Origin of the sequence: Clostridium sp. D33t1_170424_F3 (assembly GCF_015667585.1) — a bacterium.
In the GTDB taxonomy this organism is placed as follows: Bacteria; Bacillota; Clostridia; order Oscillospirales; family Acutalibacteraceae; genus Anaeromassilibacillus.
Genome location: NZ_JADPEG010000012.1, coordinates 62,537 through 87,305 on the forward strand (window position 1 = coordinate 62,537; position 24,769 = coordinate 87,305).

A 24,769-nucleotide genomic window follows, 5' to 3' on the forward strand; every position below is an offset into this window, starting at 1 on the left:
ATAGACTACGTAAATGGTTATGACCTCCAAGAAGAAAGGGACGTTTATCAGGTTTATTCATGCGGAAACTGTGGTGCAAACGGAAAAGTCTTAATTAGAACAGAGACTCAATGGGTATGTCATGGATATCGTTAATTTCGTCTTTTGACAAAGCCATACAGTCATTCTCAGGAATGGCTGTATGGCTTTTATTTTCAGGAGGTAACGAAAATCATGTCACACAAACGTATTTATTCCCTGCTGTGCGCCGTGCTCCTGCTTTTCTCATTCCCATCCTGCAAAGCAAAAGAAAACGCTATTTTTAATGATATGACCTTTTTGACATCGGAGCAGGCAAACGGCCGCCTGACGGGGACAGAAGGAAATGAAGCTGCCAGAGATTACATAGCGGAACAGTTTCAATCAGCTGGATTGGATTTTTACGGCGCAGCGCAAAACTACTTTTTTGATTACGAACAAACGACGCATGATCCGGCCCGGCAGACGCAAATCCTGGAAATATCCTTCTCCGACGGCACAAAAAAGGAATACCGCGCGGGGCAGGACATCCCCTGCCTGCTGGATGACAGCGCGCAGGGACTTTCCGGGCCGTTAACATCCGATCGCAACGACCCCGATTTAAACAATAGAATTTTTCTGCAACCAATGGGAGAAACCCAAAACAGCCCGGAAGCCTGTCTCGGAATCATACAGGAGAACAACCGATTAAACGCCCTTGCGGTATCCGGCAGTGTGCCGCTGATTCCAGTTCCCTCCCCTGTTTTTTCAGAGCTGCAACAGAACGGTGTTTCCGCGGAAGCAAAAGGGGCGTTGATTTCTGAAAAGCAAACCGTGCAGAATGTCGTTGGCGTTAAAAAGGGCAAAACAGGGAAGCGGGCTATTGTCATCGGCGCGCATTTTGACCATGTGGGAAGTTACGGAGACTCAATCTACCGGGGCGCTCTGGATAACGCCTCCGGAACCAGCGTTCTGTTGGAACTGATCCGGTTGACCGCTCAGCCGGACTTTCCCGCTCTGGAAAGCGATCTAATCTTCTGCGCGTTCAACGGGGAAGAAAGTTTGATGCAGGGCAGCAACGCTTTCGCCCAGTCGCTCGCCGGTTCCGCATATCAAACAATCAACATGATCAATGTCGACTGTGTCGGCGCTCCCTCCGTCGGCCAATTAATCGTTGAGGAAGACGGAAACAAAGAGCTGACGGAAAAATTACAAATCTTCCTCAATCAGGAAGGAATCTCCTGTACGCTGGGCGCCGCCGGAGCGAGCGACTACACAAGTTTTACCGCTTATCAAATTCCTTCCGCCGGCCTGGCCACGGAAAACGAGTCGCAGGCAACCCATATTCTGGACGATACCATGGGGCAAATTGACCTTGACCTGCTGCGCCAGCTTGCGGAAAAACTCTGCGGGTTCCTTCCTCAACTGGATCAGGAACCGGTCCAGCCGCTGGAAACACAGGCTGGGAAATACCATATTGAATGGAAAGACATTCCCCGGGACGTATATCTGGAAGCCGTGGTGGAAGGCCGCCGTCTGGTAAAAGAGTATTCGGTTGATTACGACGAAATAATTTATTATCCCTTTAAGGGCTTCTATTTTTATACCTCCGGAAACTACCCGCTCACCACTCCGCAGGAGGTTGCAGAAAAGTATCCGGAACTTTCGATCCCCAACGACCTGAACGGCTTGCCCTTCCGGCATTATAGAGATAACCATGCGGACGGACAACCCCTGTACGACGCGGATTCTATGGAAGACCTGCCAAAAGAGCCTACGGTTGCAGACGCCAAAAAAACAGCTGGTGCAACGCCAAGTTCTTTTGCTCTGGTTTATGGAGCCGACCATTCCGCTTTCCTTCTCGTTTGCAATCGTAAAGTCAAGCGTACCCTGATTGGGGAACCGGAGCCGGAATTCCCCGCATGGGACGCCCATCCGGAATGCACCGTGCAAAAAGCAGACGAAACAGACAAAAAATACGACAACCTGACCATTCCAGCAGCAAAAGACGGCTTGAGCTATGATTTTTTTGTTCGCAGGATCACGCCGGAGGAAGCGAACGGTGCATACGGCGACACCTTTGAATCCATTGCCATGACAGAAGCAGAAGCAGAGACCATCTACCAGGCAATCCGCGAAGTCCTGGAACCGGCGCTAAACCACCAAACCTAAAAAATCCTCCACAGGCGCGGGCATCCGCAACTCTGTGGAGGATTTCATTTCTATTTTTTACTCCTGAATGCCCGGAATCTTCGGCAGGGAATCGAATCCCGGCTGCAAATCCGCGTCGGTGGGGATATAATCCGTCATGGTCTTTTCCATATAAGAGGTATACGCGGTCATGTCGAAATATCCGGTGCCGGTCAGGCCGAACAGGATGGTCTTCTCCTCGCCGGTCTCCTTGCACTTGAGCGCCTCGTCGATGGCGACGCGGATGGCGTGTGCGGACTCCGGCGCGGGCAGGATGGTCTCCACACGGGCGAACAGCGTCGCCGCGTCAAATACCTTCGTCTGCTCCACAGAGCGGGCCTCGTCGATCCAGCCGTCGTGATAGAGCTTGGAGACGATCGGGGACATGCCGTGGTAGCGCAGGCCGCCCGCGTGGTTGGCGGACGGGATAAAGCCGCTGCCCAGCGTGTACATGCGGGCCAGAGGCGTGACCTTGCCGGTGTCGCAGAAATCGTACGCATAGCGGCCGCGGGTCAGGGACGGGCAGGAGGCCGGTTCCACCGCGATGAAATACGGGTTCTTTCTGCCCAGCAGTTTATCCTGCATGAACGGCGCAATCAGGCCGCCGATGTTGGAGCCGCCGCCCGCGCAGCCGATCACAATATCCGGGTATTCGCCCAGAATATCCATCGCCTTCTTGGCCTCCAGGCCGATGATGGACTGATGCAGCAGCACCTGGTTCAGCACGGAACCGAGCACATAGCGGTAGCCGTCGTGCGTGGTAGCGACTTCAATCGCCTCGGAGATTGCACAGCCCAGGCTGCCCGTGGTATCCGGGTCGCCCGCCAGGATGGCGCGGCCCACCTGCGTGGTGTCGCTGGGGCTGGGAATCACGTTCGCGCCGAAGGTCTGGATGATCGCCTTGCGGTACGGCTTCTGGTTATAGGAACCCTTGACCATGAACACCGTCAGCGGCAATCCGAAATACGCGCACGCCTCGGCAAGAGCGGTACCCCACTGGCCCGCGCCGGTTTCCGTCGTCAGACCCTTCAGGCCCTGCTTCTTGGCGTAATACGCCTGCGCCACGGCGGAATTCAGCTTGTGGCTGCCGGAGGTGTTGTTGCCCTCGAATTTAAAATAAATCTTTGCGGGCGTATCCAGATACTTTTCCAGATCGTACGCGCGGTTGAGCGGGGACGGGCGGTACGCCTTATAGATGTCCAGAATTTCGTTTGGAATATCATAGTATGCGGTTTTGCCGTCCATCTCCTGCTTAGCAAGCTCCTCGCAGAAAATCGGGTACAGCTCCTCCGTTTTGATGGGTTCGAACGTCGCCGGGTTGAGCAGCGGGTCCGGCTGCTCCTTCATATCCGCGCGCATGTTATACCACTGCGTCGGCATCTGCTCCTCGGTCAAATTAAATCTGTGCGGAATGTGCGCCATCGTTATTGCCTCCTTCTGTTTTCACTCAGATAAAAAATCGTCGTGCTTTCTAATATCCTGAGCGCTTTCCCGGTTAGCCTGATAGAAAAGGATTTTTTGTTACGTTTAGAAGTGGAAAATCTGATGATTTTCTTAATGTAATAAAAAAATAAACCCTTGCCCCTTGATTCAGGGACAAGAGCCTTCACTCCTGCGGTACCACCCGGATTGCGCTTGCGCGCCGCTTATTCCGTACACTTCTATGTACGCTCCCTTGGTAACGGGCGGAGCTCCCGTCAACGGCTACTCAACTTTTTCACCGTGCCCTCCGAAGTCCATTCCACCGGCTGCACCCGCCGCGCTTCCACCGTCCGCGGCTCTCTTTTGAGCGTCTTGCCTATGTACTACTCTTCATCATCGGTTTATTTTGTTGATTTCATTATAGGAATCCCGAACGGATTTGTCAAGCGGAAGTGTAAAATATTTTTGTTATTTCCTGTTCTCCGGCAGATTTCTGTAAATAATACGGAATATGGATGGCCGTTTGACTTGCAAATTTCCAACAGGCAGTATATAATCATACAAATACTATTTTTTCAGGAGGAACCGATTTATGCAGCTTAACCAACCCGTAAAAAATCCGGCGTTTATTAGCAAGCTGAAACAGTTTGATGAAGATAAAACGAGGAAAAACGAACTGGAACTGATTCAGGAACTGCGCCAGATGCAGTACCTGACCCCTGTGACTCTGGTGGGCAAAGATGAAAACGGCCGGCCGGCGGAAAAAGTACAGGTAAAATTCCGTGCCGCCACCAGCACCCAGGGCGAAAGCTTCTTCGCGATGTTCTCCGACATGGACGAGCTGTCCAAATGGGCGGGCGATTCCAACGACACCATGACTCTGACCTATGAGGAGCTGGAGCGTCTGGTCAACTCCCAGGCGGAGGAAATCGCGGGCTTTGTGGTCAATCCCAGCCATCAGAATCTGATCATCCGCAAGGCGACCATGAACAAAATCTCCCATCCGTTCCAGCAGACGCAGATCAGCCCGGATATGGTCGTGCTGAGCAAACCCGAGCCGTCCCCGAAAAAGCTGATTAAGGCGATGAACACCTTCTTTAAGGACTGCAATGAGGTTCTGAGCGCATGGCTGTTCCAGGCCAACTACAAGGCCAACCCGGACGAGCCGCATTTCCTGGTCGTTATCAGCCTGACCAACGGCGCGGATCAGGAGAAGGTCTTCCGCAGCACGGTGGACGCGGTGCGCGGCGATTTGGAAGCGGGCCAGTACCTCGACCTGATGCCGTCCAGCGGCAAGTTCGGCAAGGAAGCCATTGAGGACAAAACGCCCTTCTACCGCAAAGGTCTTGAGACGGAATAATCCGATGGATCTGCGTGAATTTGACTTACATGCAACGCTGGAATGCGGGCAATGCTTCCGCTGGGACCGGCAGCCCGACGGCTCTTATCAGGGCGTCGCGGGCGGCCGCGTCCTGCGGGTTTCCAACGACAATCTGGAAACCGCTTTGCAGGACCCGTTCTGGCGTACATACTTTGATGCGGCGCGCGACTATGCGGGCATCCGGCAGGAGCTTTCCTCCCTGGATGCGGCATTGGCGCGCGCCGCCGCATATGCGCCCGGGATCCGCATCCTGAACCAGGACCCGTGGGAGGCGCTCTGTTCCTTCATCATCTCACAGAACAACAATATCCCGCGCATCAGGGGGATTATCTCCCGGCTCTGCGCGTCGTTTGGGGAACCGCTGGAAGAAGGCGTATTTGACTTTCCCACCCCGGAACGCCTCGCTTCGCTCGACGCAGAAGCGCTCGCGCCCCTGCGCTGCGGTTTTCGCGCGCGGTATATTTTGGACGCGGCGCGTAAAATCGCCTCCGGCGCAGTTGATCTGGAGCAGGCGCGCCGTTTGCCGTTCGACGAAGCGCGCGCCAGCCTGATGACCATTGTGGGCGTGGGACCGAAGGTGGCGGACTGCGCCCTCTTATACGGCCTGCACCGGCTGGACGCGTTCCCGATGGACGTATGGATGAAGCGCGCCATGAAGGAGCTGTTCCCCGGCAAAACGCCCGCGGATTTCGGCCCCAACGCCGGAATCGCCCAGCAGTACATCTTCCACTTTATCAGGACCTCCGGTCAGGACGGCCGGCCCGTAGCTGTATAGAAAGAAATTTCCCAGGTGTCGCCGGACGGAAAGAACCCGCTCCCGTAGAGTGATGACCCAATTTCATGTATCCTAATATATCTAATAAAGGGGGAACCTTTGTGAAAAACGAGCTGGAAAAGTGCATGGCGGGCGAATGGTACGACTGCCACGACTCCATTTTCCTGGAGTTTAAGCGCAAGACGCGGGAGCTGCTCCCCAGATACAACGCCCTGCCCTATGAGCAGAAGGCGGAGAAACGCGCTGTTTTGGAGGAACTGCTCGGCGGGATTGGGACAAACGTCTCCATCGGCAGCCATTTTACCTGCGATTACGGCTGCAATATCTATTTTGGAAACAACGTCTCCGTCAACATGAACTGCACCTTTGTGGACTGCAACAGGATTACGGTGGGAAGCAACGTGCTAATTGCCTCCAACGTGCAGATTTACACCGCGTCCCATCCCGTGGAGCTGGCGGACCGTCTTACCCCGGACTGGTCGCCGGAAAGCGGCGAATACTTCTGCCGCACCTACGCCCTACCCGTCTCCATCGGGGACGGCTGCTGGATCGGCGGCGGCGTAATCATCCTGCCGGGCGTCTCCATCGGCGCGGGCAGTGTGATCGGCGCGGGAAGCGTGGTAACAAAGGACATCCCGGCAAACTGCGTGGCGGTGGGCAGTCCCTGCCGGCCGGTCCGCTTCATCAACGGCGCGGAGCCGCCGGAGAATCGCTGAGGCGGCGCGCTAAAAACAAACTTCCGATTCCATCAAAAAGTATTCCCTTTTTGTAGAATATGCGTTATAATAAAGGCATCTAAAAGATTAGGAGTGTGATTCCAATGGCATTGGTAAATACCAAGGAAATGTTCCAGAAAGCATACGACGGCGGCTATGCAATCGGCGCGTTCAATATTAACGATATGGAAATCATCCAGGGCATCATGGGCGCCTGCGCAGACCTGAAAGCACCTGTGATCCTGCAGGTTTCCTCCAGCGCCCGCAAATACGCCCATCCGGCCTATCTGGTCAAGATGGTCGAGGCTGCGTGCAAAGAGAACCCGGAAATCCCGGTCGCCCTGCACCTGGATCACGGCTCTTCCTATGAGCTGTGCAAGGCCTGCATCGACGACGGCTTTACTTCCGTTATGTTCGACGGCTCCTCCAAGCCGTACGAAGAGAACGTGGAAGAAGCCCGCAAAGTCGTAGAGTATGCGCATAAATACAACGTTACCGTTGAAGCGGAACTGGGCCAGTTGGCTGGCGTAGAGGACGAAGTCGAGGTCGCGGACGACAACGCACAGTTCACCGATCCGAACGAAGTCCAGGATTTTGTAACACGGACAGGCGTGGACTCCCTTGCCATCGCAATCGGCACGAGCCACGGTGCTTACAAATTCAAGCCCGGCCAGAACCCGAAGCTGCGTCTCGATATTCTTCAGGAAGTCGCAAACCGTCTCCCGGGCTTCCCGATCGTCCTGCACGGCGCCTCCTCTGTCCTCCCGGAGTACGTGCAGATGGTCAACCAGTTCGGCGGCAAAATGCCCGACGCAATCGGCATTCCGGAAGAAATGCTTCGTGAAGCGGCGAAGATGGCAGTCTGCAAGATCAACGTCGACTCCGACCTGCGTCTTGCCATGACCGCAACCGTCCGCAAGTATTTTGCGGAGAATCCGTCCCACTTTGATCCCCGTCAGTATCTGGGTGTCGCGCGCGACGCGATCCAGGGTCTGGTGGCTCACAAGATCAAGACGGTTCTCGGCTGCGAAGGCAAAGCTTAATCGGAACACTTTCTTGAAACGATCAACCCCCGCTTGTTCAAATGGACAAGCGGGGGTTTTATTTTGGACCGCATTCATGGCAAGCAATGCAGAATATGATTCAGACGCTTCACATCCTGCGGCTTTATCTCCAATATAACCAAGGGGTCACCCGTTCCGCCGTAGATACAATCGTATTGCAGGAGCCTGTCATCGAACAGGCAGGGCAGACCGTATCCGACCAGCGGTACAGCGCCCGCCGGATACCCGGTTGCTTTTTCCACCTTCTTTCGATCCGCCAATTTTAGTTTTGTATAGCCGAAGTCTTGTTTCATCGCTTCAAAATCCAAACGGCCGCGGTTGGCCGACACAATACAGGCCAGCAACCCGTTCTCCGTTTGAAGAATCAGAGTTGGGGCCAGCTTTTCAACGTCATAATATTCCTGCGCATCCTGTGCTGACAAAATCGGCTTGTCCTGCCGGATCAGTCGAAAGTTCGCCTGCGCTTCGGTCAGAAGCCGTTCCAAATCGAATACCATCAAACAAACCTGCCTTTCTGCAATACATCTTCTACTTTGCTTCGGATGTCTCAATTGTTCTTCTCCGGCATGACCTCCTCTTTTCCGGTGAACACATCGGTCATCAGCAGGGCCCCCAGCTTAAACCCGTACTGGAAGGACTGCGCACCGTACATCGTTATAGACTGGTAATATAAATCGTCCAGTTTTTCAAAGCGGGCTTTATCCTCCTGCGTGAGCTTTTCTTCAAAGTATTTTTTCTCATCCGAAATCGCATAGTTGACGGGCCAATATGCGGGGTCGTCCGGTACAATCCGTTCTTCCGGCAAAATCTCGCCCCGGAACAGCGCTTTTATCATTGAATCCATCGATCTCATTTCCTTTCTCAGGTGACAAGCTCTCTTGAAAGATCAAACGGTACAGTGTATAATAATTTGTACCGTGCGAGCTGAAAAGAGCGTGTCGGTGTTTGGGGAGTGGCGTTCTTCTTTAGGCGGAGCGCGCCACTTCCTTTTTTATTTGCTATTTAGCTGCTCATTCTAACCCCCTTTTTGTTTTGTGTTACATATATGTATTATATAATTGTGTTATATAAAAGTCAAGCAAAAACCGTTATACTTTATAATATAGGAGGTGACACATTGGAAAAGAAGTTTATTGTACGTCCAAAAAGTGCAGATAAAAAAGACGATACATCCGTAACCATGACAATTCGTATTAATAAAGAATTACAGAAAGAATACGATAAACTGGCTGAAAAAAGTCACCGTTCTCGAAATGAATTGATTTCCATGGCACTGTGTTACGCATTGGAAAATTTAGAGTTTATTCCAGAAGAAGAGAATCAATAAAAATAACCCTTTTTTGAGTATTTAATATCGTAAACTTGAACTTTTATACGATCAGATCATTTAAATAAATTTCATATTCTTATCAGAAATCAAAGTATAAAAAACCGTCAGAGAAATTTCTCTGACGGTTTTTTATACTTCACCCAGTTCTTCCAGCACAACACACCCCTGCGCGCGTGTTCGGTTCATATCAATGACCCGCTGGTTGCGGCTGCCGCGGAACAGCAGCGTCAAATCCTTCTGCGCTTCTTCAAAACGGCCGTCGATCAGCACGTCGGCCTGCGCCAGCAGCGCGTCGATTCCCGCGTCGTGCCTGCTTTGCAATTGTTCATAGGTAAAGCCGGTGTAAACGGTCACGTCCTTGCCCAGCGCGTGCACCTGCTCCGCCAGCAACGCGAGCGGTCCGGGCTGGCAGAACGGCTCTCCGCCGCTGAAAGTCACACCCTTCAGGAGCGGGTTTTCCCGGATCTCCGCCAGAAGCGCGTCCGTGTCCGCCTCCCTGCCCCCCGCAAAGTCGTGCGTCTGCGGGTTGTGGCAGCCGGGGCAATGATGCGGGCATCCCTGTGTGAAAATCACGTAGCGGATGCCCTTGCCGTCCACGATGGATTCCGGCTCAATCCCACTAATTTTGAGACAGGCCATGCTTCACGCGGTCGCCCTCTTCCGCACGCTTGGCGTCGTTAAAACGGTCGATGGTACCCACAAGATACCCAGTGATTCTGCGGATGCGCTCAAAATCGACGCCCTCGCCGACCATTCCGTTGTTCTGATTCAGTGTAATCATGTGTCTCTTCTCCTTTATCAATGTATCATCGGGTTGAATCTTTATTTTCCGTAGCAGCACTCATAGTGCGGCACCCCGGGATATTTCTTGCGCAGTTCATCCAGCCGTTCTTTGCTCACCGGTTCGCCCGCGCGGCGTCCGCAGCGGGGGCATACCTCGTCGATCACGCCGGTATAGCCGCAGACGGGGTCGCGGTCCACCGGATGGTTGACGGAGCCGTAGCCGATGCCGGCCTCCTTCATGCAGCGCACGATGGATTCAAACGCCTCCAGATTCTTCGCTGTGTCGCCGTCCAGCTCCACATAGCTGATGTGGCCCGCGTTGGTCATCGCGTGGTAGGGGGCCTCCAGCTGAATCTTTTTATAGGCGCTGATCGGATAATACACCGGCACATGGAAGCTGTTGGTGTAATATTCGCGGTCGGTAATGCCGGGGATTTTGCCGTATTTCTTTTGATCGATCCGGACGAAACGGCCGGAAAGGCCCTCCGCCGGGGTCGCCAGCAGGGTAAAGTTCAAACCGCGCTTCTGGCTTTCGTCGTCCATGCGCTTGCGCATATAAGTGATAATCTCCAGGCCGAGCTTCTGGCTCTCCTCGCTCTCCCCGTGGTGCTTGCCGACCAGCGCCTTCAGCGTCTCCGCCAGGCCGATAAAGCCGATGCTCAGCGTGCCGTGCTTGAGCACCTCCGCGATGCTGTCGTCCGGGCCGAGGTTGTCGGAATCGATCCAGACGCCCTGTCCCATCAGGAACGGATAGTTGCGCACCTTCTTGCCGCACTGGATCTGGAAGCGGTGCAGCAGCTGGCCGATCACCAGATCGATCCGCTTGTCGAGCAGCTCGTAAAACCGCTTGATATCGCCCTTCGCCTCGATGCCGATGCGGGGCAGGTTGATCGAGGTAAAGCTGAGGTTGCCGCGCCCGCAGGTCGTCTCGCGGGTGCGGTCGTGCACGTTGCCCATCACGCGGGTGCGGCATCCCATATAGGATACCTCCGTGTCGTAGTCGCCCTCTTTGTAGTACTGCAAATTGAACGGCGCGTCGATGAAGCTGAAGTTCGGGAACAGGCGCTTCGCGCTCACCTTGCAGGAGAGTTTAAACAGGTCGTAGTTCGGGTCGCCCTCGTTGTAATTGACGCCCTCCTTGACCTTGAAAATCTGTACCGGGAAGATCGGCGTCTCGCCGTCTCCCAGGCCGCGCTCCGTGGCCAGCAGCAGGTTTTTCATGACCATGCGCGCCTCCGGAGAGGTGTCCGTGCCATAGTTCAGAGAAGAGAACGGCACCTGCGCGCCCGCGCGGGAATGCATGGTGTTCAGGTTGTGGATCAGCGCTTCCATCGCCTGATACGTCGCGTCGTTCGTACTGTTTGTCGCCGCTTCCACCGCGTACTCATGCGCCCTGCGCGCTTCCGGCTCCGTGATCTCTTCATAGCCGTTTGCGCGCTGGTGCTCCGGCAGGAACGCCGCCAGCGCCTCTCCGTATTCCGGCGCATTGCCCAGCGTAACGTCCCATTCGATCCCCGCCTTCACCGCGTCCGCCAATGCTTTCGCGTCGTCCATCTTCATGGCCTTGGTGATATGCAGGTATTTTGCCAGTTCGCGGAAATACGCCTTGCGGAAGGTCTTTGCCACGCCCGGCGCCAGGGAATAATCAAAGTTCGGGATGCTCTGTCCGCCGTGCATTTCGTTCTGGTTCGCCTGAATCGCGATGCAGGCCAGCGCGGCATAGCTGCGGATATCGTTCGGCTCCCGCAGGAACCCGTGGCCCGTACAGAAGCCATTGTGGAACAGCTTGATCAGATCGATCTGACAGCAGGTCTCCGTCAGCATATAAAAATCCTCGTCGTGGATGTGGATGTCGCCGTGGATGTGCGCCGCCGCATAATCTTTTGGAAGCACATAGTTGTTGATAAAATACTTGGAGCCTTCGGAGCCGTACTTCAGCATGGTACCCATCGCGGTGTCGGTGTCGATATTGGCATTTTCCCGCTTGATATCCGCGTCGCGCGCATCCTCAAACGTCAGCTCCTTGTAGATGTCCATCAGGTCGCCCTCTGCCTGGCGGATCTTTGCGTGCTCCGCGCGGTACAGGATATAGGCCTTGGCGGTCTTGGCAAAGCCCGCCTCGATCAGCTTCTCCTCCACTTTATCCTGTACTTCCTCCACGGTGGGAACCGCCGGGTCCGGAAACGCCCTGGAAACTTTGTCCGTCAGGCGGTCCAGCGCAGCGCCGGTCATCTTCTCTTCCGTCACCGCCGTATTGGCTTTAAAAACCGCATTGCGGATCTTCTGCGCATCAAACGGTACCACTACGCCGTTGCGTTTTTTAATTTGTGTTGCCACTGATCTACCATCCCTTTCAGGCGCGCCGCGCCTTATGTAATCGCTGCGCCGGGCAGCGTCGTCCGCTCTTCCATTCAAAACTTACCGTCAAATACCTTTTCAATTCCGGGCGGCAGGCATTCCCCGCCGCACTCCTGGGCCCCGCTGAGCAGAGCTTGAATCCGGTTTGCATTTTACTACATCTTGGGGTTGTTGTCAACAATCGCTGTAACCGCCACTATATGTCGTATTGTCTCCATAGAGAACTACCAAAACATACCAAAACGTCGGAAACGCACGGACAAAGCCGTTTGCGCGTCCTCCGTGCAGATGGACAAACCGTTTTTTGTCTCTTTACGGGGAATAAAAAAATATTTTTACTCCAAAACGCAGCCCATGCTCTCCGCAAAACGGACCGCCTGTTCCAGATCGATTTTTGTGCGGTCAAATCGCACCTGCCGCACGTCCACGCCGTCCAGCCTTGCGCCGCGCAGGTCGGCGTTTTTGAGGACCGCGCCGCCAAGCACCGCATGGGAAAAATCGCAGCCGCGCAGGTCGGCCTTTTCCAGATTGGCCCGCTGTAAAAACGCATGGGTAAAGCACACGCCGTGCAGGTCCATGCGGCGCAAATCACAGCCGTCCAGCACCGTATCGGAAAAATTGCCGCCCCGGATCACCAGCCCCGTCAGGTTTGCGCCGGCAAAGCTGCTGCCGGTGCATTTGCAGTTCTCCAGCTCCGCGCCGAACAGGCTTGCGCCGTCAAAGGTGCAGTTGAGAAACGCGGTCCCCACATGCAGGCTGTCCTGCAAGGAGGCAAAGGAAAAAGTGCAGTTGGAAAACATACACTTCTTTGTCACCAACCCGCCCAGCGCCGCGCCGTAAAACCGGCAATCGACAAAATGAAAGCCGCAGAGCTCCCGTTCCGACAGCTCTGCGTCCTCCATATCCTGCTTTTCATATTGCTTCTGTGTAAAATCAAACGCCATAGGCCTCTCCTTTACGGTTTCCGCAGACGCGGCACCAGCAGCACCGCGACGATCCAGAACAGCTCAAACAGCAGCAGCGCCACCGTGCTGAGCTGTTTCAGCCCGGAATAGCAGGCCAGGAAAGCCACCAGCAGGAAGCCCAGCACCACCGCAACGGTCTGCAGCGCCACCGCCACAGAGATATTGCTCCGCTGGCGCACGCATGCGGTCAGCATGCGCATCATCGCCGTCGGGCGGCCCTTGGTTGCCATCAGGGCGTCTGTGCGCTCTTCCGGCTCCTTGACCAGATTCTCATAGACCTTACCCAACCGCTCCGGCAATACGCGGACAGAATGCTCGTCCAGGTCAAACACCTGCGCAATCAGCCGCGGCGTGACGTTCGGGTCGCAGGTCCGCACAATCAGGCTGATGCCGTTGTCCTCCATCCGGCGCAGTTCCGCGGCGCGGCGGCGGTCGGAATTGTAGGAGACAATGAACATCGCCACCAGATCCCCGCCGGAGGCCAGATACACCACCTGCTTGCCGCCCAGCAGGTATTTTTCCTCATAGTCCTTGGACGGCGGCTCAATGCTGTGGGTCTTCATCAGCTCCCGGTTGCCGACCAGAATACGCCGGCCGGACACCCAGCCCACGACGCCCCGGTCGTCCTCGTAGGCGATGTTGTCGATCTTCGGCAGCATATCCTGATGGCTCTTGATAATCTGGTCAAACAGGTCGCTCAGCGGCCCGCCGGTGGCGCACATCAGCGCCGTCGCGTCCACAATCGCGTCGTCGATGCGCTGGCCGCCAAACGTCTTGATGCCGTTCAAAATCACCGTGCCCTTGGGGAACAGGTCCTTGGCGTCCACCATCACCGCGTTTGCGGTGGAGAACTGGTCCACGGCGGGGTACCCCACCACCATGGCCCCGCAGCGCGTCGCCACTTTGTTCAGGCGCGCCAGCGGCAGGTTGACGCACAGCATGTTCGTCATCGGCACGCTGATGCACGTCGCCGCCGCAAAAACCGTGATCGCGCCGATCACATCCTTTTGCAGGAAATAGCACACGATGCACAGCACCAACGAAAGGATAAAACCGAGCGGTGCAATAATCTGGGAACTGTTGTCGCTCGGGTCGTTTTCATAACTGAGGCTCAGGAAATGTTTCAAAAAGCCCGTCTTGCCCTGATACGCGATGGCGGGCGTATCCGCCACGCAGCCCTTTGCCATCTGCAAGGCGGTATTGTGATCGTCAAAATACTGAACCGCGTATTTCTGATCCGGCGATGCGACAAACCGGAAATTGTGACGCACGCGCTTGACAAGCGAGAATTTGCCCGCTGTATTCAGGAACAGCGCCACCGCCGCAAGCACCGCGTATACGTGCATATTGGATGAGGACACGCTCTCCGGCGCAAACAGCAGCGCCGCCCCCTGGATCAGCGAGGCAAGCACCGCGACCGCTACGCCGCTGTCCGAGTTCGCCTGCAATTTGAACAGGGCTTTTATCCCGTTAAAGATGGTCACGGAACAGGTCAGCGCCGTGATTCCCAAAAACACCAGATTTAAAATCAGATACGTTTGCGTCGGAACCAGACCGCGGAGCATCTCCGGCAAAAAGCCGTTCATCTCCCCCAGTACGCCGAAAACCAGCAGCAAAACGGTGCATATCCCCGTTACGGTCAACCGGAGCGTCAGCTCGCGGAGGCTGGACCCCAGCTCGTGGGAAACCGACGGCGCGTCGGACGGGCTTTGATAATCGTCCAGCTCGTCCGGTTCCTCTTCCGTGTACGTTTCCTGCGGATCGTTGTCCGGCTCCTCTTCCCCCATGATGGAGAATTTTTTCTTTTTCTTCTGCTGGGGCGCGGGAAGCTCCTCTTCCGGTTCCCGGTAAGATGGTTCCGGCGGCGTTTCCTCCTCCGGTTCCGCCGCAAAGTCTTCCCAGAGCTTGACCGGCGCTTCCTCTTCCTGCGGTTTGGTCTGCACCGGGCGCGCTTGCGCCTTTTCCGGCTCCTCCTGCTTTTCCTCCGGTTTGACCACCGGGCGCAGCTTGGCCGGCTTGGGATAGGTCTTCGCCTCTTTCAAGATCACTTCCGCATAGTCATGCAGCTGCACCACATGAATCGGCGTCACGCCCGCCGGACGGTATTCCGCCTTTTTGACGCGCCCGCCGGACACGGGGCGGAGCGGCACTTCCAGCTCCGCGTATGTATCCGCCGGAGCGTTTTGCTCCGGCTCCTGCGCGCTGATCGGCGTAACGGAAGGCTGTACCTCCGGCCGCGCGGGAATCTCCGGCAGAGAGCTCGGCGCGGCGGGTTCCTTCGGCTGCGCAGGCGCTTCCGGCGCGGGCTCTGCGGCGGGGATTTCCTTTTGCGGGGCCGTGGGCTTCGACGGCGTTTTGGGCTGTGCAGGCTGCTTCGGCTGAACGGGCTGAATGGGTTCTTCTTCCCGCACCGGCTCAAACGGATTGGTGTCTTCGATCTGCGGGGGCATCGCGTAACCGCCCACCGCAGGGAATTCAAAGGTTTCCCCCTCCGCGGTCAGGTCCATCACCTTTCCGCCGCTTTTGGGATCCTTTTTGGCTTTTGCAGGACCTGTAAAGCTTCCCATTGCGGGGAACTCAAAGGTTTCATCGCCCACCGGAAAATCATTCCATATGGAAGGCGGCGTCTGCTGTTTGGGCGCCTCCCTGGGCTTTGGTTCCGCCGCCTTTTTCTGTGCCATCGGCAGCTCCACTGTCTCGGACGGCGCAGCCTCCGAAGCTTTTTGAACAGGCTCCGGGGTCCGCTGCGGGAACTTGATCTCAATGGTATTGGAATTCAGTTTAAACGCGCCGGTTTTGCGGGACACCGCCTCCATGCGCTGCTGACGCTCCTGATGCAGGTCTTCAAACCGCCTGGCGATCTCCTCGTCCATCTCTTCATCCGTCGAGTCAAATAAATAGGAGAAAATGGAGCCGGTTTTATCCGCCGGCTTCGCGCTTTGCACCGGCTTGGCCTGCGTCTTTTGCGGGTCCGCAGCGGACGCGCCCGCCGGTTTATCCGGCTGCAGCGTCCGCTCATACTGTGCTTTGTACTCCTCCAGGGGCTTGAGCTGCAGGCCGTAATAAATGTCGTCTTCCTCTTCAAAGCCCTTTTCCTGGCGTTTCAGACGGCGGCGTTCCTCTTTCATGCGCTTTTTTTCCGCACGGCGCTCCGTCCAGGACAACTTTACCGGTTCATCTTCCTCCGGTTCCCAGTCCTGCGGTTCTTCCGCTTCCATCCGCTCCCTCTGGGGCGCGGGCGTCCCCGGCTCTTCCATCTTTCGGACGGGTTCCGCTTCCTTGCGCGGCGGCGCCTGGCGCTCCGGTTCCCGAACCGGGCTTGGCGCGGGTATATCCGTACGCAGCACCGGCACAGCCTGTGCGCGTTCCGGCGCGGGCTGTGCGTCGGCTTCCGTCGCAGGGACCGCCTCTTCCCCCTGCTGCTCACGCAGGCGGCGGGCTTCCTGCAAAATCTCTTCTACAGAAAAATCATCGTGGGGATGATTGCTTTTTTTGTCCATTCTGTTCCCCCCTGTCTTACTTCATCGGAATTCCGCCGCGCTGGCGCGCCACCTCGTAACAGACTACGCCGCACGCAACGGAGGCATTCAACGAGTTTATCTTGCCCTTCATCGGCAGGGATATGACAAAATCACATTTCTCTTTTACCAGACGGCCCACACCGAAGCCCTCAGACCCCACCACTATGGCGGTCGGCCCCTTGTAATCGACGGAACACCAGTCCTGCCCGTCCATATCGGCGGCAAACGTCCATACGCCGCGCTTCTTCAACTCTTCCAGCGTCGCGGCAATGTTGGTTACCCGGGCCACCGGCACGTACTCCACCGCACCCGCGGAAGCCTTACCCACGGCGTACGTCAAACCAACCGAGTGCCGCTTGGGTACAATGATCCCATGCGCACCCGCGCACTCCGCTGTCCGGAGCACCGCGCCCAGATTGTGCGGGTCCTCCAGGCCGTCCGCCACAATGAAGAAGGGCGGCTCCCCGCGCTCCTGTGCCAGTACAAACAAATCGTCCACCGTCGCATATTCCTTGACGGCCGCGACGGCCACAACGCCCTGATGCGCGGCGTTTCCGCACATATAATCCAGCTTCTTGCTGTCCGCTTCCTTGACGGCGACGCCCAACTCCTTCGCCTTGGCAATCAGCGCGCCGATGCTGCCCGTGCGCTGCCCTCTGGCAACATACAGGCTGTCGATGGTCCTGCCGCTGCGCAGCGCTTCCAGAACGGCGTTTCTCCCTGCAATAATATCGTCCCCGCGGCGGTTCTGTTCTTCTTTTTTCATGTACTGCGTTCCCCTGCTTCCTGTCAATCGTCAAATCGTTGTTCTTCCGTGGGTCCGCCAGCCAGACCCGTATCATACAAAATGGCGCGAAGCCGCGCCAACCGAATGATCTCCATTTTTTCCGCCTGCGAATCCTGATCGAGCGGACATAAAATTTTTCACCATATTGAATACAATTGATCCAGGCAAAGCCGTGCAACCAATTAAAACATTCTTATACGATCGTTATAATCAGCCCGCTTTTACGCTGTTAAAAGTATTTTTTCACTCACAGCGTGAGGTTATTCTATCATACCCGGACTTTCAGATCCCCGTTCTGGGGCTGAATTACGTCTTTCTTTCACCCGCCGGTTATGATTTCATATTCTTTCAGCCGTCGGAAGCTCTGCTTCCGCTAACGGCGTGAGGTTATTATACCACAAAACACTCCCCTTGAGGATACCCAATCTGACGATATCCGAGGTGTTTTGCGTTTTCCACGGCGGTGTGGAAAACCTTCCTATGGTATTCCACATTACAGCGCCGCTTTTCTGAAAATTTTACTCGGCGTTGTGAAGATTCGGACGTGCAGTTAACATAACTTCACTATTTTCACCGGGTTTTCCACTTTTCAGAGGCTTGTACCCGTGGGTTCTCCACCCTTTCCACCGAGTTATCCACAATTCCTGAGCGGTTTTCCACTCGGTTTATGTAAACCTGTGGAAATACAAGCCGTATAAAAGCCCGGCCCGGTGCGGTTTTTCCGCAATAACTTGCGTAATCAGAATCATTTCGCCGTGATTTTCGGTGGAAAACACTGTGGAAACTGGTGAAAACTCGTTGAATCACACAAACAGGGCAGCGGTTTTCAGCCGCTGCCCTGTTTGTGATTTGTCTGTTTTCCACTGCTTTTTCAGATTATTTACACCAAAGATTTTCCTACGACAAAATCCTGAATCCCCATGGAGCCCGGTCCGACTTCGTACTTTTCAAAGCTGACGACCACATTTCCGTCCGGATCGATATAAAATTTCTGCTGGTCGGAAATCCCCTGGAAGCCCTCGACCGGCACGTCGGCGCTCGGCATAAAGTACGGCCACGCCTCCGGATCTTCCGCCACACGCTTATCAATGGTTTCTTTGATTGTTTTGTCCGCAATGCTTTTGTAATCCGGTCCCAAAACCTCCCGCAGGGTCAGATTTTTTCCTGTGGACAGGTCTAGGTTGTAGAAAAGCTGCTCCGTATAAGCGCTGGCCGCCGTCTCCGTCTTATAAATGACAAAGGAAAGCGTTTTTTCACTGGAGCTCTTCACCTCATACTGGATGTCCAGGATCACCGGCATCATTTCATTGGTATCGTAGCCGTCCGCAATTGCCTGCTCCCGGCGTTCCTTCGCCTCTTTGCGCGCCTGCTCCACAATCGCGTCAATCTTTGTCTGGATCTCATTATTAACGCGCTTTTCCATCTCCGTGTTGCCCGTTCCGGCGATAGATGGCTGGTTGACGGTAATCAGCTCTGTATCGCTTTCAATGGTATACGCGCGGAACGTCAGAACCCGCGCCACACTGCCCAGCACAGGCACCTCCGCCATTGCATGGGCAAAGGTTGGGCTGACGTTCAGCAGCGCCACAAACAGGATGCACACCGCCGCCGCTGCGGACAACACCGGCTTATACCAGGCGATGCGTTTGCGCGCCGCCGCACGGTCAAACGCCGCGTTTACCACGCTGTCCAGCTGTTCCGGAATTTCCATGGACTCGTATTGTTTTCTGGCCTCTTCAAGGTTTCTCATGATAGTTCCTCCCTGTCGTCTTTTAAAATACGGTTACGCTCCCTCTTGCAGATCCAGCTTCAAAAGCCGCAGCGCCTTGTACAGGCGCGATTTAACGGTACTGAGGTTTTCTCCGGTTACTGCTGCAATGTCCTCCAGCTTCATGTCTTCAAAAAATCGCAGAATGACGATGGTTTTGAGCTTTGGTTCCAGCTTCTGCACCGCGTTGTACAGGTCCACATTCTGTGCAACGTCCTTGTCCTCCCCAACGGGAAGCGCCGTCTCCCCGTACTCTTCCAGAGAAATGACGTTATTGCGCCGCAGGTATGTCAGCCCCTCGTTGACCATAATCCGATAGAACCACGTTTTCATAAAATCCGGATTGCGCAGCGTGTGGAGCTTTTCAATCCCTTTGACAATGGCGTTCTGCACCACGTCCAGCGCGGCGTCGCTGTTTTTCGTGTAACTGTACGCCAAGCGGTAAAAAGATTGCTGATTCTGGGTGATGTACTCCCGAAACGTTTGCATTGTTGTCAAAACCATTCCCCGCCCATCTATTTGAATTTGAAACCCTGTTTCTCATCTTCTGTTTATTAGATACCCGGCACAGCCGAAAAGTTGATATAGCAAAATGATATTCTCATTCAAAAACTCAAGATCTGGATAAAACTAGAAAAACGACGCATAACCGGCTCAAGCGAAAAGGGACCGATGCAGATTTTCTGTATCGATCCCTTTCATTCATTTTTTAAAGATTCTCTTCACTCTATCAATAAACACCTTATGACTGTAAATCAAAGCCATTTCTACATATCCTATTATACTGCAAACACCTACTACTACAATCAAACTCTCCCAGGAATGAATGGCTATAAAATGTTTTATAATTCCCATTGTCAGAATAAGAATCGGGATTGCACCCCACGTTTTAACTGCTGTCCAAAAGAATGTCAGTTTCGGTTGTTTTAAAACATGCGCAGCGAATAGGGAGTTAAAAACAATATATCTTAGAATCATGATAATGGGCCCAGATATCGCAATTGAAAACAAGCCTAAGTTTGCAAATCTGATTAACAAATATATAAATATGATATTTAAAATTCCGCATAGAAAATCCATTAATACCGTTAACTTTAATTTGTTTGTTACGATTGCAAGCTGCGACATGGTCGAAGTAGTAGCATTAAAAAACGACTGCAGTATCGTTAAGACGGATAGAATTGTAACCATTGTCAATTCATCCCCTGACAAAGATTTTTGCCACAACGCATAAAAATCATATGAGAAAACCAGAAACGCACTGATAGGAACAAATAAAATCAAAGCCATTGTTGTGATGGATTTCTTAACATACTCAACTAAATTTGATATTTGTCCTTTTGAATACAATATAACAAACATTGGCGTAAATAAGGGAGCAATGACCCCAATAACACTCGTTATATTATTTGGCATAGTACGCGCAATGGACAACAATCCCATTTCATGCTCACCAAGCATCTTATTGGCAATGATCAAGTCAAGACCCCGCATAAGGATCACACTCATGCTCGTAAACGCCATCCAGCATCCTGACTTAGCCAGATCAAAAGCATATTTACTCTTGGCGTATCGTAAATTGACATGAATTTCTGGGGTAAGTTTTTTTGTCAGTCCAATATTGAGCACCGCAACCACTGTACTGGCAATTAATGAAGCTAACGATATCCAATAGATCTTTACGGATACAAAATTCAAAAATACTATTATAATTGCAAAGCGAATGAGATGACTGACAATGTTCCTGACTCCTTGAATATCTGTTCTATTGGTAACAAAAGTTGATGTAGTAAATACCATTGTCAGCAAAGTTATAATATAAGAAACAAAAATTAATGCGAAAGTCAATTTCACATCAAACATGATTTCTGCTGGTATCGCCAAATAATTATTTATATTGGGTACAAAAACAAAGCTTACTAATCCAAGCAGTCCGGCAAGTACCGTATTCGCAACAATAAGACTATTAAAATAATGGTTAGCTAATTCAAATTCCTTTTTGTAAAAAGCGTCCGCAATAAATCTTGCTGCCACAGAGTTAAAAACAGAAGCCAATATAGACGCATAGGAAACAAAATCATTGGCAAGTCCTATAAAACCATAAGCCGAAGCGCCTACTTTTCCAACAATAATAGGAGATATGTAGAAGCTGATAACAAACTGAATCATAAAGGCCAATATATTAATCGCTATATTCTTATAAGTCTGTTTACTGTTTGACTTCATTTCCATTATACTAATTCCTCATTATTACTAAAACATTTTAGAATCTGATATTAAATGATTTCATATCATTCTCTTATTGATAAAGGCTGCTTGCTATCCTTTTTGCTTATCTAAAAAAGTATTTTGAACGGACTGTACTTGTATTTCAATAGAAGCTATAGCGATAGAAAAACAGATAATCATATCCGGAGCAAAATAACCAATAGAAACAGAAGAGATTAAATAATAGATAATCAGGCCTAAAATCCAGACATTTTCATACAATTTTTTATTCTGACGTAACTTTAAAATAGATCTCCACCATCTTTTCCAGACCAGAAAAATCATTAAATTTCCAAAAATTCCAAACGATGCAATGGTATCAAAAATCCCCACATCATCCGCATAATAAAGACCCGACGGACCTCTGGCAATATGGACTAACGGCGATGTAATCGGCCTTATAATCCCCATCCCAAATATCGGATTCTTTTCAAAAAAAGAAAGCCTGTAAAAGATATTTTCTATTCTAATATTTACATTATGTGCTTCCGCCGCATATTTACTGTTATCTGATAAAATAGAATTAAAAATATACTGAAACTGAGGTATGTTCATAACTACTACGATCGACAAAGCCAATGCGATCAGCGTAAAAATTCTCTTTTTATTACCTCTGTTTTTAAACAGAAGCATTCCAAAAACAGCGCACAATACTGCGATCGTTGTACCCCTTGTTTGATTCACAAAAACAATGCAGTATATCGATAAAAACAAAAAAATGAGTCTGACCGTTTTGGGGATAAACTCGGTTGCTTTTTTATAATCCCCAATTAGAAAAATTGCTAATAAGGGAGCATATGAAGCTGCATTTCCATATCTTAGAAGATTATTTCTTAATACGGTTCTCTCGATCCCCTGTAAAAAAATGATGCCAAAATTATTATACAATACGGACTGTAAGCATGATATAAAAACGTTTACCATTGCAAAAACAACGATTACTTTCAGGATTTTTTCAAAAAGCGGTTCATTATTTGTAAATATAGGAATGATAAACAGGAGCAACATGCAATTTTCCATTACATATATATCAAAGAAAGACTGATTATAAGCAACCACGCTGTACAGCCCACATACCAAAATAGATACTAAAACAAAAACAATAAATTTAGTCCAGTAATCCAACTTAATAACAGTAGACTTGAATAAAAGCAATAGAATGACCAAACCAACTATAATGACTTCGCCTGTACGATTCACGCTATCCGCAATTCCATTTAAACTTTCCGCCGGTAAGAAACCGAAAAATTTCATATTTATAAATAATAAGACCACAAATAGCGATGTAATTAAAAAACTTAATTGTGGGACTTTATATTTCACCATTAATTAATCCTGCTCTCTTTAACATCAATTTACATACTTTTAACGATTTCTTGGATTGCTTAAGTACAAATAAATCTTTTCTAAAATTGCTCTTCACCGATGAGGCCGTACTTTTTCCTTCCAGATGTAAAATCCCTATCTGTGGATCAAAAAGCATTTTATAATCATGCAATACACATTGCAGTTTTAATAAATCTTCTTCAAAATACATAAAAGTACCGTTAACAAAGGCATTGTTCTCGTTTTGAATGTAACCCGGTCCATATATAACACACGCACCATGTATTACAACATCAGAGGAAGGGCTTAATTGCTTTTGTGTGTTCAAATTATCTTTTTGATTTGTATAAGAACGCAAATGCAGCATAGAAAGAAATTGTTTGGCATAAATAACAACTTGCACTTTTCTAAGGTTGCGCAGAATGAACTTTAAATCTGCTTCTGTCATGCAATGCCCTCTGATCGGGCTTTGATGGACTTGTGATATTGGATTAAACACATCCGGGCCAAGCACATCAAATTTACTGTTTTGGTATATCGTATAAATCTTCTCTATGAAACTTTCATCGTCAATAATCGTATCATTATTGATACAAACAATAAAATTCGCACCTAACTTTTGCTTTGCATAACGATAACCAATATTATTTCCCTCCGCAAATCCGCTGTTTTCACGATTTAAAATAATATGAACCTTTTGATCTTTGATAAACTCCGTTTGAAGCGCTTTCCCGGACCCGTTAGGAGAAGCATTATCTACAACTACAATGTCCTCAACTGATGTACACTTTTTTAAGGACGCTATACAATCTCTCGTTTCTTCAATATTTAAATAATGAAGAATAACAAATACACATTTATACATTTATTTCTTTTCCTTCAGTTTACAATATATTGTCATCAAAAAGGCCAACGCTTGAAATCCAAACAATCTATACAGTAAAACAAATAGTTTGGCCCCCCCTGTACAGCTCTGCAAAATATAGTCTTTTTCTTTATACTTTGCTTTCATAAGCTTCTTTTCACTTTTTTCTAACGGATGTATTCTGACAATCATTGAAAGATACCCATTAGCAAAACGGGACCTGATTTGATCTTTATCAATCCCCTCATATTTCAAACTGAAGAAATCGTACCATTTACTCTGATAGCTCCAACTGCTAAACGCATATTTATAGCCTACCTTAGCAAAGTTACTCGCTTCTTCATCTCTCCTATAAAAGTAAACACACTCGTTTATGTAATCAAAAGAGTGTGAAGATAACAAAAATTGATATAACCAATCCCCGTCTTCCCCCATGGACAAAGCCCTATCAAACCGTATGTTTTGCTGTTTTACGATTTCTCCCTTATAAACATTTCCCCAAACAGTATTCACGATACAGCGTTTCGTCCATAAAAACATTAAATTGGGATTGTTGTCTTTGATAAGACCTTCTGGAAATTTTGAAGTATTAAAACGATACTCTTGAACCGTCTTTGTAAACGTCGCTGTTCTTCCAAATATCACGTCCTTGGGTTCATTACTAAGCAAATCGTTAAATTTTTGCAACGCATGATCCGCTAAAATATCATCCGCATCCATAAAAAGAATATATTCTCCAACAGCGCTTTCAATCCCCATATTTCGAGCCGAGCTGACGCCGCCATTTTCTTTTTGAATTAAAATAAATCGGGGATCACTCGTATACTCTTTACAAATTTCAACACTATTATCTTCTGATCCGTCATCAATTAATAAAACTTCATAGTCCGCATAACTTTGATGACAGATACTCTCTAAGCATTCTCGCAAAAACTCTTTTGCGTTATAAACAGGTACTATAATCGAAAACCTCATGATATCTCCTCAAATCTTCATGCTATTATTTTCCGCAATCTATTTTAAAACAGCTTGTTCAGGCTATTTCATTCGTTCCGACCAAATGCAAGCAGATTAACGCCTGTCAGCCTCCAAATTAAATGGTATATTTATCCATATAAAAAGAAAAGAGTGACGCTCCCGGCATCACTCTTTATAATTTATTTAATCCTATCCTGAAACCTAACACTTATGTCACTCCTCAATCTTCCCTATCCCTTACTGTGGTCAAAATCAATTTTATCATACCAATATTT

21 protein-coding genes and 1 other annotated feature are annotated in these 24,769 nt (G+C 50.8%); of the genes, 6 read left to right on the forward strand and 15 right to left on the reverse strand.

All coding sequences use genetic code 11. The features are described from left to right. Positions 1 to 213 precede the first annotated feature (213 nt). The gene (locus tag I4V53_RS09625) at positions 214 to 2,169 is read left to right on the forward strand and encodes a M28 family metallopeptidase (RefSeq protein WP_195985483.1); all 1,956 of its coding nucleotides are present in this window, start codon (positions 214 to 216) and stop codon (positions 2,167 to 2,169) included. 57 nt (positions 2,170 to 2,226) lie between these two features. On the opposite strand, the gene I4V53_RS09630 is transcribed toward I4V53_RS09625, so the two are convergent. After that, positions 2,227 to 3,609 carry a TrpB-like pyridoxal phosphate-dependent enzyme gene (locus I4V53_RS09630; RefSeq protein WP_195985484.1) on the reverse strand — a complete coding sequence of 461 codons (1,383 nt, stop codon included), beginning with the start codon at positions 3,607 to 3,609 and terminating at the stop codon, positions 2,227 to 2,229. Positions 3,610 to 3,776: 167 nt separating this feature from the next. Then, positions 3,777 to 4,015: a binding site (T-box leader), on the reverse strand. 186 nt (positions 4,016 to 4,201) lie between these two features. Here I4V53_RS09630 and I4V53_RS09635 point away from each other — a divergent pair. The 4 genes from I4V53_RS09635 (at position 4,202) to fba (ending at position 7,524) form a co-directional block, all read left to right on the forward strand. Beyond that, entirely contained in the window at positions 4,202 to 4,969 is a 768-nt protein-coding gene (locus I4V53_RS09635) for an enhanced serine sensitivity protein SseB C-terminal domain-containing protein (protein WP_195985485.1), read from the forward strand. Between the two features lie 4 nt (positions 4,970 to 4,973). Continuing rightward, entirely contained in the window at positions 4,974 to 5,765 is a 792-nt protein-coding gene (locus tag I4V53_RS09640) for a DNA-3-methyladenine glycosylase family protein (protein ID WP_195985486.1), read from the forward strand. Between the two features lie 101 nt (positions 5,766 to 5,866). Further along, positions 5,867 to 6,481 carry a sugar O-acetyltransferase gene (locus I4V53_RS09645; RefSeq protein WP_353616504.1) on the forward strand — a complete coding sequence of 205 codons (615 nt, stop codon included), beginning with the start codon at positions 5,867 to 5,869 and terminating at the stop codon, positions 6,479 to 6,481. 104 nt (positions 6,482 to 6,585) lie between these two features. Beyond that, entirely contained in the window at positions 6,586 to 7,524 is a 939-nt protein-coding gene (gene fba, locus I4V53_RS09650; RefSeq protein WP_195985488.1) for a class II fructose-1,6-bisphosphate aldolase, read from the forward strand. A gap of 74 nt (positions 7,525 to 7,598) precedes the next feature. On the opposite strand, the gene I4V53_RS09655 is transcribed toward fba, so the two are convergent. After that, the gene (locus tag I4V53_RS09655; RefSeq protein ID WP_195985489.1) at positions 7,599 to 8,042 is read right to left on the reverse strand and encodes an aminoacyl-tRNA deacylase; all 444 of its coding nucleotides are present in this window, start codon (positions 8,040 to 8,042) and stop codon (positions 7,599 to 7,601) included. Positions 8,043 to 8,092: 50 nt separating this feature from the next. Then, positions 8,093 to 8,389, reverse strand: a complete 297-nt coding sequence (locus tag I4V53_RS09660; RefSeq protein ID WP_195985490.1) for a DUF6809 family protein — start codon at positions 8,387 to 8,389, stop codon at positions 8,093 to 8,095. Positions 8,390 to 8,662: 273 nt separating this feature from the next. Here I4V53_RS09660 and I4V53_RS09665 point away from each other — a divergent pair, with 273 nt between their 5' ends. After that, complete coding sequence (locus tag I4V53_RS09665; protein ID WP_195985491.1) at positions 8,663 to 8,872, forward strand: YlcI/YnfO family protein; 210 nt, start codon at positions 8,663 to 8,665, stop codon at positions 8,870 to 8,872. 132 nt (positions 8,873 to 9,004) lie between these two features. Here I4V53_RS09665 and nrdG read toward each other — a convergent pair whose 3' ends face one another. From nrdG to I4V53_RS09725, 12 genes are all read right to left on the reverse strand, one after another. Further along, positions 9,005 to 9,514 carry an anaerobic ribonucleoside-triphosphate reductase activating protein gene (nrdG, locus tag I4V53_RS09670; RefSeq protein ID WP_195985492.1) on the reverse strand — a complete coding sequence of 170 codons (510 nt, stop codon included), beginning with the start codon at positions 9,512 to 9,514 and terminating at the stop codon, positions 9,005 to 9,007. Then, on the reverse strand, positions 9,495 to 9,656 hold the full coding sequence (gene nrdD / locus I4V53_RS09675) for an anaerobic ribonucleoside-triphosphate reductase (protein WP_074017386.1): 162 nt from the start codon (positions 9,654 to 9,656) through the stop codon (positions 9,495 to 9,497). The genes nrdG and nrdD overlap by 20 nt, the downstream gene beginning before the upstream one ends. Positions 9,657 to 9,697: 41 nt before the next feature. Beyond that, positions 9,698 to 11,995: an anaerobic ribonucleoside triphosphate reductase gene (locus I4V53_RS09680; protein WP_195985493.1), complete on the reverse strand. Its 2,298-nt coding sequence runs from the start codon at positions 11,993 to 11,995 to the stop codon at positions 9,698 to 9,700. Positions 11,996 to 12,351: 356 nt separating this feature from the next. Next, positions 12,352 to 12,960 carry a pentapeptide repeat-containing protein gene (locus tag I4V53_RS09685; protein WP_195985494.1) on the reverse strand — a complete coding sequence of 203 codons (609 nt, stop codon included), beginning with the start codon at positions 12,958 to 12,960 and terminating at the stop codon, positions 12,352 to 12,354. Positions 12,961 to 12,971: 11 nt separating this feature from the next. Continuing rightward, the gene (locus tag I4V53_RS09690) at positions 12,972 to 16,481 is read right to left on the reverse strand and encodes a hypothetical protein (protein ID WP_195985495.1); all 3,510 of its coding nucleotides are present in this window, start codon (positions 16,479 to 16,481) and stop codon (positions 12,972 to 12,974) included. 16 nt (positions 16,482 to 16,497) lie between these two features. After that, complete coding sequence (gene rlmB, locus I4V53_RS09695) at positions 16,498 to 17,268, reverse strand: 23S rRNA (guanosine(2251)-2'-O)-methyltransferase RlmB (RefSeq protein WP_195985496.1); 771 nt, start codon at positions 17,266 to 17,268, stop codon at positions 16,498 to 16,500. Between the two features lie 901 nt (positions 17,269 to 18,169). Continuing rightward, positions 18,170 to 19,039, reverse strand: coding sequence for an anti-sigma-V factor rsiV (locus tag I4V53_RS09700; protein ID WP_195985497.1), 870 nt, complete (start codon positions 19,037 to 19,039; stop codon positions 18,170 to 18,172). A 33-nt stretch (positions 19,040 to 19,072) separates the two neighbouring features. Beyond that, the gene (locus I4V53_RS09705) at positions 19,073 to 19,546 is read right to left on the reverse strand and encodes an RNA polymerase sigma factor (RefSeq protein ID WP_286167100.1); all 474 of its coding nucleotides are present in this window, start codon (positions 19,544 to 19,546) and stop codon (positions 19,073 to 19,075) included. A gap of 213 nt (positions 19,547 to 19,759) precedes the next feature. Further along, a complete protein-coding gene (locus I4V53_RS09710) occupies positions 19,760 to 21,289 on the reverse strand; it encodes an oligosaccharide flippase family protein (RefSeq protein WP_195985499.1) in 1,530 nt (509 codons plus the stop codon). An 87-nt stretch (positions 21,290 to 21,376) separates the two neighbouring features. Continuing rightward, a complete protein-coding gene (locus tag I4V53_RS09715; protein WP_195985500.1) occupies positions 21,377 to 22,651 on the reverse strand; it encodes an O-antigen ligase family protein in 1,275 nt (424 codons plus the stop codon). Next, a complete protein-coding gene (locus I4V53_RS09720; protein ID WP_195985501.1) occupies positions 22,638 to 23,516 on the reverse strand; it encodes a glycosyltransferase family 2 protein in 879 nt (292 codons plus the stop codon). Before I4V53_RS09720 ends, I4V53_RS09715 begins: the two co-directional genes overlap by 14 nt. After that, positions 23,517 to 24,491 carry a glycosyltransferase family 2 protein gene (locus I4V53_RS09725; protein ID WP_195985502.1) on the reverse strand — a complete coding sequence of 325 codons (975 nt, stop codon included), beginning with the start codon at positions 24,489 to 24,491 and terminating at the stop codon, positions 23,517 to 23,519. Between the last annotated feature and the right edge of the window lie 278 nt (positions 24,492 to 24,769).